Origin of the sequence: Nocardia cyriacigeorgica, assembly GCF_005863245.1 — a bacterium.
Taxonomy (GTDB): domain Bacteria; phylum Actinomycetota; class Actinomycetes; order Mycobacteriales; family Mycobacteriaceae; genus Nocardia; species Nocardia cyriacigeorgica_C.
Map to the genome: position 1 here is coordinate 25,024 of NZ_VBUT01000018.1, position 9,475 is coordinate 34,498.

At 61.6% G+C, this 9,475-nt stretch carries 8 protein-coding genes; 2 read left to right on the forward strand and 6 right to left on the reverse strand.

The genetic code is table 11. From position 1 onward, the window contains the following. Window positions 1–3: 3 nt before the first annotated feature. Both FEK34_RS29445 and FEK34_RS29450 read right to left on the reverse strand, forming a co-directional pair. Window positions 4–870: an MlaE family ABC transporter permease gene (locus FEK34_RS29445; RefSeq protein ID WP_138453226.1), complete on the reverse strand. Its 867-nt coding sequence runs from the start codon at window positions 868–870 to the stop codon at window positions 4–6. Continuing rightward, window positions 871–1,707, reverse strand: a complete 837-nt coding sequence (locus FEK34_RS29450; RefSeq protein WP_036542646.1) for an MlaE family ABC transporter permease — start codon at window positions 1,705–1,707, stop codon at window positions 871–873. A gap of 842 nt (window positions 1,708–2,549) precedes the next feature. On the opposite strand from FEK34_RS29450, the gene FEK34_RS31225 reads away from it, so the two are divergent. Then, a complete protein-coding gene (locus FEK34_RS31225; protein WP_269472911.1) occupies window positions 2,550–2,681 on the forward strand; it encodes a hypothetical protein in 132 nt (43 codons plus the stop codon). A gap of 597 nt (window positions 2,682–3,278) precedes the next feature. Here the strand turns inward: FEK34_RS31225 and FEK34_RS29455 are convergent. The 3 genes from FEK34_RS29455 to FEK34_RS29465 are packed head-to-tail and all read right to left on the reverse strand — an operon-like array spanning window position 3,279 to window position 6,210. Next, window positions 3,279–4,481, reverse strand: a complete 1,203-nt coding sequence (locus tag FEK34_RS29455) for an NAD(P)/FAD-dependent oxidoreductase (RefSeq protein WP_138453229.1) — start codon at window positions 4,479–4,481, stop codon at window positions 3,279–3,281. Continuing rightward, a complete protein-coding gene (locus FEK34_RS29460) occupies window positions 4,478–5,866 on the reverse strand; it encodes a cytochrome P450 (RefSeq protein WP_130919330.1) in 1,389 nt (462 codons plus the stop codon). The genes FEK34_RS29455 and FEK34_RS29460 overlap by 4 nt, the downstream gene beginning before the upstream one ends. Before the next feature lie 23 nt (window positions 5,867–5,889). Then, entirely contained in the window at window positions 5,890–6,210 is a 321-nt protein-coding gene (locus FEK34_RS29465) for a 2Fe-2S iron-sulfur cluster-binding protein (protein WP_130919329.1), read from the reverse strand. Between the two features lie 132 nt (window positions 6,211–6,342). On the opposite strand from FEK34_RS29465, the gene FEK34_RS29470 reads away from it, so the two are divergent. After that, the gene (locus FEK34_RS29470; protein WP_163848368.1) at window positions 6,343–7,350 is read left to right on the forward strand and encodes a helix-turn-helix domain-containing protein; all 1,008 of its coding nucleotides are present in this window, start codon (window positions 6,343–6,345) and stop codon (window positions 7,348–7,350) included. 1,481 nt (window positions 7,351–8,831) lie between these two features. Here the strand turns inward: FEK34_RS29470 and FEK34_RS29475 are convergent. After that, window positions 8,832–9,257 (reverse strand): DUF6968 family protein, encoded by a 426-nt coding sequence (locus FEK34_RS29475; protein WP_138453232.1) that lies wholly within the window; start codon window positions 9,255–9,257, stop codon window positions 8,832–8,834. Window positions 9,258–9,475: the final 218 nt, after the last annotated feature.

Genomic DNA, 9,475 nt, shown 5'->3' on the forward strand with positions numbered 1-9,475 from the left:
TTCTCACCCCGTAAATTCGATGGAGGAGTTGACGCCCCACAAGAGGAGGGTCAACACCATATCCAAACCGATGATTGCCACAAAGCTGGCACGGACAGCACGTCCAGATGCGATTCCGACGCCTTCTGGCCCGCCAACGGCGAAGAACCCATGATAGCTGTGGATAAGAATCACAGCCGTCCCGAATACGAGAACCTTTATCACCGAAGCCGTCACATCCCAGCCGCTGATGAATTGATAAAAATAGTGATCGTAGACACCGGCGGCTTGGCCATGAAGTTGCACGATCACCGCGCGACAAGCGGCATAACTCAGGATCAAGGCGATCAAGAATGTCGGAATGATTGCCACGGCCCCGGCTATGACCCGGGTGGTCACAACGAACGGTATCGATCGCAGTCCAAGCGACTCGAGTGCATCGATCTCCTCGGAGATCCGCATAGCGCCGATTTGGGCCGTAATACGGCATCCGGCTTGTGCGGCGAACCCGACGCCCGCAGCAATCGGTGCAAGTTCCCGCGTATTGGCAAAGGCCGAAACGATGCCGGTCACCGGCCCCATGCTGATCAGGTTGAGAGTGGTGAAGGACTCTACACCGACCGAGCCTCCGATCACCAGACCGAGTACCACCAGCATCGGTACAGTTCCACCGCCGACGATAATGGACCCTTGGCCCCATGTCATATCCGTGATCACGCGCATAGTCTCGGCTCGATATCGCCTGATCGTGAACGGGATCGCGGACAGCGCCTCCCAAACGAACGCGAATACGAAACCGATCGACTCCAGGGGCGCGATGCGGGCTCCGAACGGCGCTATTCTTCTCCTGAGCCTCGCCAGCCGGGGTGGAGTAACCTTTACCTCCGACATCTAGGCCAGCCTCGTCGGAAGGAACATCGACACCAGCTGAGTAATTATGAGGTTCGTGATGGCGATGGAAACTACGGAGAGAACGACAGCCGCGTTCACGCCATCCGCCACTCCACGCGGACCGCCTTTTGCCTCGAGCCCCCGCTGGCACGCGATCACGACCACGATGAATCCGAACAGCACGGACTTGGCTATCGAGACACCGATGTCCGCGACGACGGTGAAAGAGCCGAACGTTCCCCAGTAGCTGCCGGGGGTCACTCCCTGGGGGCCGATTGCGACCGCATATCCAGCTATCACGCCCGTGAAGATGATCAAGATATTGAGCATCGGCGCGACGAAAACCATCGCCACCATCCGAGGAATAACCAGTCGGTGCAAGGGGCTGATGCCCATCGTTCGCATGGCATCGATTTCTTCGCGAATGTTACGTGCACCCAGATCCGCCGCGATTGCGGCCGCTCCGGCCGCACCCAGCAGCAGCCCTGTTGCCATGGGGGCGCCCTGTTTGATCACACCCAATCCACCAGCGGCACCGAGCAGGGAGTCCGCCCCGATTTGATGAATCAAGTTTCCGACCTGGACGGAAACGATGACACCGAAAGGCACGGCCATCAGGATGGCCGGAATCGCAGTAACCGTGATCAGATACCAAGCTTGATTCAGTGCCTCTCGCCACTGGAATCTCAAACGAACGATATCGCTTACTGCTCCCGCAGCCGACTCAGAAGCCATCTGCGTCGACCGGCCAAAAGTTCTGAGCGCCGACACTACGGTTTCGGAAAAGTTTTCTCTGAGCAACCTCGTCGACGTCGATAGCGCGCTACGTTCAGGCATTACCACAGATTCCCGTCCCAACCAAGAGTATCGCTCCGCAATGCAACTGGCGCGCCCGCTATGAAAGTGTCGACGATCCGGCATAGCTCGTTCTCCGAATGATCGGAATGGCTTCGCCGGTATGACGTACCTCGTCGGGTCATTATCGAGCGCACCCTGCTCACGGCACCTCCTTGTGCACTACTGCAAGTACCAGATACTCTGGGTATGAGTATGTGGTGCTGCTCACGCAGTGTCAATAGAGGATTTCGATCGATCCCGGGACGCGCGAGCGGCCCTCTGGCAACCGAGCGATATCGCCCCGGCGAAAGTCGGGCCGATAGCAACCGCGACGTGCGACGACACCATCCACATGAGCAGTCTCGCCCATCTACGGCCGAGGAAGGTGCGGTTGTGGTGCAGGGGCGGGTTGGCAGGCATCGGCCACCGAAGATACTCCCTCGGTCACTACTCCGGCTGCACTTTGCTCCGCGCTTCCGTCGCTAGGTGGCGCCGTTTCGCACTGCCTGCTTCGGCATTGCCAGTCCACCCATAAGCCCTGATCGACGGGAATGATCGCGACCAGGTAGCCCCGGCAGATGAACCGCCCGGGTATGGTGCCCACGCATTTCGGCGGGATGAAAGCGGTCTCTGCGAGGCTCGGAGCGACCCGTAAGCCCTGCGCAATTGGGTGCGCCGCGCCGCGGTCGACACCGGCGGCGCCGAAGGCGTGTCGACCGAGGCAGCGAGGGAGATTCGCCAGCTGCACTGCACGAATAGGGAATCCGAGGAACGATCGGAATCCGCGAAGCGGCAACACCTTTCTTCGTGCGACTAGCGACCCGCGATAGCAGTGGCTGATCGTGCCCGGCAAGAAGGTCGGCATGACCAAACCGAACCAGGCCGCGTCGAGAGCGACCGACCTGGCGGACCGGCAGTTTCGGGTTCTGGCGCAGAACACGCGGCTCATGGCCGATTCACCTACATCCGCCTGATCACCGATGTTCGTCTACCGCGTTCGTCGTCGATGCCTACGCCGGCTGCGTCCTCGGCTCGGAATGCTCGACCAGCGAAGACGCCACGTTTGCGGAGAAGGCGATCCGGCCCGCGGTTGCTCTGCGGGCTCGCGAAGGTCTTCCGGTCGGTAGAGCGATACATCATTCCGATGTGAGGTCTCGATACACCGCAGTGAAACTCGTGGAGACACTGGCGGTCTCGGATCTCCGACGGTCGATCGGGTCGGTCGGGTCGGTCGGTGACGCCTACGCCAACGCGTAGGCAGCAACCACGATGCGGCTCCACACAACCGACGCGATCCCCAGCGATTCCTGTTTCGGCGCCGATCCGCTCACCCGGCTCGACGACGTCGAGCTCCTCAGCGAGGACTGAGTCGGCTGGTTAAGTCCCGAATCGTGCACTGCTGGGGCTGCAACCATCGGCCGAACACGAGACGGGCTGCTATGCACTGAACGTCGCGCAATCGGCTGGGGTTGGGCAAAACCGGTGCATCGAAGCAAGAGCGGGTCAGCCACCGCTGAGCCGGCCTACGCCCCACGCACTGCCGCGTAGCCATCACCCAACAGACCGTGGCCTCAGGCCGAGCCGGCGAGCAACAGTTCGTCCCGGTTGATATGGAGTTGCTGCGTGATTGCCCGCTTACTGAATACGAAGTCGCGGGGGCGGTTGATACAGTCGGCGGCAACGAGCTCGCCGGCGCGGAGGTAAAAGCAGGTGAAGTCGCGGTCCCCGGATGGGTCCCCGCTGAGGACGACTTCGTCGTATCCGGTGTTGAGGCCGGCGATCTGGAGCTTGAGATCGTATTGATCCGACCAGAACCACGGAAGCGCCGCTATCTTCCTGGACTTCCCGTTGATGGTCGCGGCTGCGACCTTGGCCTGCTCGCTGGCGCTCGGCACCGACTCCAGGCGTATACGGCGGCCGTAACGGGCCATCCGGTGACTGGCGCAGTCCCCAGCCGCGACGATATCGGGGTCACTGGTCTGAGCCTGGTCGTCGATTACGACTCCGTTGTCGACGACCAGATCTGCGGCGGCCGCGAGCTCGGTGTTCGGCTCCACGCCGATGCCGACGATGACGAGGTCGGCGGGAATCGCTTCACCACAAGACAGGACTACCTCTCGGACCCGGCTGTCGCCAGACACAGCCTCGACCAGCGCGTGCGTGCGGATGTTCACGCCCTCGTTCCGATGGATTCGGTCGAAGAACGCCGAGACCTGCGGGGCAGTGACCCGTTCGAGGACGCGCTCGGTCGCCTCGAGCACGGTGACTTCAAGACCCAACGCTCGCAGGGAGGCGGCCGTCTCCAGTCCGATGTAGCCGCCGCCGACGATCACGGCCCGCCGCCCGGGGCGGGCAGCGGCTCGGATCATCTCGACATCGGCGGCGGTGCGTAGGTAGTAGACCCCTGCCAGATCGGCGCCCGAGGTGGCGAGCCGACGAGGGCGGGCACCAGTGCACAGCGCGAGCTTGTCATAGGGCAATGCGTCGCCAGTGCTCAGTGCGAGGCGACCAGCCGATCGATCGATCGCCTCTACTGTCGCATCCACGAGTTTGATTCCCTGCTTGCGATAGAATTCCGCGCTGCGGATCGCGAGCTCGTCAATTGTGCTCTTCCCGGCCAGATAGGCTTTCGACAGCGGAGGGCGTTGATAGGGTAGAGTCGCCTCCTCACCGATGAGGACGACCTCGCCCGTCCACCCATCCTGGCGCAGACTGGCCGCGAGTTGGACTCCACCATGGCCGGCCCCGACGATGAGAGCTCGCTGTACACTCATACGTCTGCCTTCGGAGTGAGGCGGACCATCATCTTGCTGATGCCCCGCACGAAGTTGGACTGCACGTACTCGGGCTCCCCCACGACCTCGATATTCTCGAAGCGAGGAAGCAGCTCCTCCCAGAGGATCCGAAGCTGCAGCTCGGCCAGCCGGTTGCCCATGCAGCGGTGGACGCCGAAGCCGAAAGCGATATGGTTGCGGGCGTTGGACCGGTCGATTATGAACTCGTCCGGTCGTTCGAACACGCGCTCGTCGCGATTGCCCGAGGCATACCACATCACCACTTTGTCGCCCTTGCGGATGAACTGGCCGTTCAGAATTGTGTCTGCCTTGGCGATCCGGCGCATGTAGGCCAGCGGAGTTTGCCACCGGATGATCTCCGAGACCATATTGGGGATCAAGCCCGGGTTCGCCTTCACCTTATCGAACTGGTCAGGGAAGCGGTTGAGTGCAAGCACACCGCCGCTCATCGAGTTCCGGGTCGTGTCGTTGCCACCGACGATCAGCAACAAGAGGTTGCCCAAGAACTCCATCGGGCGGTCGATCAGATTTTTGGTGTTCTCGTTACCCTGCAACATGGTGATCAGATCGAAGCCGGGTTCCTCCCCGCCGGCTGTCCGGGCCGCCTTGTCGTGCCAAAGAGCGCTCAGACCGCGCGCCATATCGCGCATGCCGGGGAATATCTTGTCAAGGTCCGAGGGACCGCCATTGGCTTGCTCCATCGAGGTCGCGAGATCTGACCAGTAGACGAGCTTGCGACGCTGCTCGTACGGGAAGTCCAGCAGGGTTGCGAGCATTCGAGCGGTCAACTCGATCGAGACGTTCTGTACCCAGTCGAACGGCTGATTCACGGGCAGGTCGTCCAGAACTTCCTGGACACGCGATCGAATCAGACCCTCCATCTCACGCAAGTTCTTCGGTGCGACAACACCCTGGACCGCAGCCCGCTGCGTGTCATGGCGTGGTGGGTCCATCGCGATGAACATCTCGACATCCAGGAAGCGAGGCGGCGCCCCGATGATAATGAACGGCTCGGCGGAGAAGACCTCATGGTTCTTGTCGACGGCCACTATGTCGGCGTGACGCGTGACGGACCAGAATGGACCGAACGGACTGTTGGGCTGATAGTGGACCGGAGCCTCGTTGCGCAACCGCTCGAAGTAGTCCTGCCAGCGCCCCTGACGATAGAGGAAGGGGTTGCTGAGATCGATGTCGGCGAGCTCGACCTCATCGACAGGCGGGATGGGCTTCTCGACGAAGAGCTTCTCCCCATTCGTCCCGGTAACCCAGCGACGCGTCTTGTCGTACAGATGTGCGCCTTGGATCTGCAGATCCATCGGGATGGTCGACTGCACCTTGGCGGTGATTGCTGAAGGAATATTCATCACGATTCAACCGTCTCTCGTTGTCACATCTGGAACTCAGGCAATTGGACGGTCAAACCGTCCCAGCCCGCGGAGGCAATCATCTGGCAGGACAGCCGAGAGGTCTGCTGGCGCTCAGGGTTCATCGCAAGCATCTCCTCCTCTTCAGGGCCGGAGAAGCCGACCTGCTCGATCCAGTGCGGATCGACGATCACATGGCAGGTACCGCACGCGGCTTCGCCTCCGCAGTCACCGTCGATGCCGGGAACCGCATTGTTTGTCGCGACTTGCATCAGTGAGCGCCCCTCTTCGAGAGGCACCTCATGCTTCTCTCCGTCGTGGGAGACAAAGCTGACAACTGCCATGGCAACTCCTGATACGTAGCCTCGATGTGAATACCAGGTAAAAGTCTTGCCGAAGAGGTGATCGACGGCTATGTTCGACAGGGGCAGAAACTTGTGAATTCGGCTCAGCGAGATGACGGTGAACATCAAATGATGGGGGCACACCCTGGCGACGCCGGTGTCCCCCCGCTCGTGTTCGTTCAGCTGCTCGAGAGCCAAGCGCTTGACCCAGATACCGTCGCACAACTTCGCAACATCATGGTTCGCGAAGGAATCGACGAGCCGGCCCTGATCAAGAATGACGTCCAGATCCCGCTGCGCTGGTTTCGGGAGGTCTACCCCGAGCTCGATGCCGACCAGGCAACCCTGCTCGGCTTCGCGTTCGCCGAACAGGCCCAGCTGACATCCTTCGGCCCGCTGAGTTTCCCGCTGGTGAGCGCCGGGTCGGTGGCCGAGATCGTAGAGCTGCTCACATACCTGCCGTTGATTTCGACAGCGGTCAGCCCACAGTTCCATCCAAGTGAGCACGGCCTCACTGTCGGGCTTACCGGACACACACGTGATCCGGCTCTGGACTGCCTGGTCGTCACCTACAGTGGGTCGGCGCTAGTGCGGCTGCTCGACATGCTCGCCGACGAAGTACGGACCATATCACTCCATCTGAGCTGGTCGGCGCCAGCCTTCCCGACCGGTCACGAAAGTATGCTAGCCGGGTGCGTGTTCTTCGACGCTCCGACATCGTTCCTCCATATCCCTGCCGCCACGCTCAACGAGGTCTGCCGGTTCTCCGATCCCGTAGCGTATCGACTCGCCATCGTCGATCTGCAACGAACTCTCGACCAGCGCAGCGGAGCCATACCGTTGTCGGAGAAGGTACGACGGCTGTTGGAGAAAGACCCGGGACGAAGAAGTAGCCAGTCGGTCGCCCACGAGCTGTCGATGTCCACCAGCACGCTCAAGCGTCGCCTCGCCGAGGAGGGGACCACCTTTCGCGCGTTGTGCCAGTCAGTCCTGCGCGAACGTGCGATGCTGCGGCTACTCGACCGATCCATGTCGGTGAGTGAGATCGCCACGGATCTCGGATACAGCGACCTCGCCAACTTCTCACACGCCTTCAAGCGATGGACCGGCCGCTCTCCCAACGAGTTCCGGCGCACATAACACGCGAGTTGTCCGAGCAGTTCGGAGGATTCGCCTGCGGCTACGTGCGGGCGAGGCCTACTGTTCGGCGGATGTCCGCTGCTGGTAGGGCGAGAGCTTATTCTTCGTTCCGAGTGTCGACATCTCACCAAATAGGCCCGATGACTCTCGCCCCTGTGTCGTCGATCGGGCGCGAACCGTTCAGGGTCGAAGACCTCGGAATCGGTCTTGTGTTGGGGCGCGTGGTGATTGACTGCGGGAGCACCGTGAGCAGCGATTCAGAGGGAAACAATGTCCGAGCAGGTCGGAATCCGCGTCATGTTGCGCTGACCAGAGGTACCGGGGCAGCACGAGGGGCTCCTTGATCATCAGGGCGTGGGAGTTGGGTTTACCGAGGCCGTTGATGACGTTGACACCGTGCCGAGCACTACCGAGTCCGCCCTCGCGGGCTCCTGCCATTCCGGGTGCTTGACAGGGAAGTACGCGGCGGCCGTCGTAGTGCTGGTCGCAGTGTCATGAGCAGACGTATCCCGGACACGCAGTCGGCGCTACGGTCGGCGTGGCCGGGCCAGCGGAACGATGGCGTCCTCAGGCCAGGGTGGCGTAATCTCTGAATCTCAGGTTTCATGGAGTCGGGAGAATTGGCAGACACAGGATTGAACAGAGCGTCCTATGCTGATTCGACACGATCAATTCACTGCCGTTCTTGGCTCCACGCCGTCTGGGCTGCCCCTCCCGCAACGGGCCTACGCGACAGCCCCACGAACCGCTTCGTCGAGCTTCTCCTTCTTCTCATCGGTTGTAAGTGACCGAGCGCGAGTGTCGGGCCGCTCCGCATTCAATGCGATGGGCTGGGGCGCTGGTCATGCCATCACATACGCCGTTAGTCGAGGTGTGATTCTCATTCGGAGTACCGACCGGTCCGACCACCGCTTCACAGTGGGGCCGTTCGGGCAGATTCACCTGCCCGTCGCCATTCACCGCGCCCTCGGTATCCTCCCGGGAGATTGCGTCCTACTCATCCCATTGCCGGAGTGCGCTACTGTCGCGGTCATCCCACCCGGAGTTGTCGAGGACACGCTCTCCGATGGTCTTGGCGATCGGTGGGCAGCGCCATGACCACCAATGATCTAGAGGTCGCACGGGCACTTCTCGCTCGCCTCGGTGTCCAGCCCGAAGCACTGCTGCGAACGCCACACGAGAATGGTCGAACTCCAACCTTTGCCGAGTACACACAGCGGGTCGAGGCAGCGGTGTCGGAAGGCGCGGCGGACCTACCTCCGCTACTGGCGAAAGCTTGCGTAGCGGTGGCCGCACCGCGGCATAGACGAACCAACCTCTCTCGAGCTTCAGGCACTTGTCGAAGAAGCCCGCCAGAACGCAATCGTTCGACGGAACAGCCGTGGCGGACGCTCCGCCGCTGAGCGTCCATGGCTGCCAGCCAGTCGAGAAGGCTGGATCCTGCTGGGCATCCCCGAACCCAGCATCCTGGTCATCGTTGCTCATCGTTGCCTGCCCATTGCGTCGTTCTCACCGTCGCCCGTGTCATCCTCCGACTGCCGCCGCTCCGACGCCGTCGACTGTTCACGTTGTGCACCGGCGTCTTCCGTGCGGAGGCAGGCGAGAAGGTCGTGACCGAATCGCGGCGGGACGATTCCGAGATCGGAGCTGCCGTTCCACAGACAACCGGCGTCGGAGAGGATGCGATCAGCGAACTGGAGGGCCTGGATCAGCGCATGCTCCGAATCGGCTCCGCCGATCGTGTACACCTTCTCATGCTCTGGTATGCCATCGATTCGGATCGAGCACCCGTAGCCACCGCCGCCGTCGAACTGAGCAGGTAGTGCGCACTCGACCAGAACCCGCTCGCCATTTCTGGTCAGCTCGCGTTCGGCGATCGGCGGTCCGATGAACTCTCGCAGCTGCACGGCCCGATACTATGACCAGTCGCTACCGCGAACACTAAATTCGGAGAGCTGAATCGAAATGACGGCGCTCTGCGGTGTGGCCGAGATGACTGTCACTGTCACCGCCGATTCCTGCTCCCGCCCTCTGTGGCAGGTTCCAGGTATTTGGGCAGTGTCAGTGCGGCGTCGATGGTTGCGCGCATGTTGTCGAGGAAGGGGAAGAGTACGCCGTCCCACTC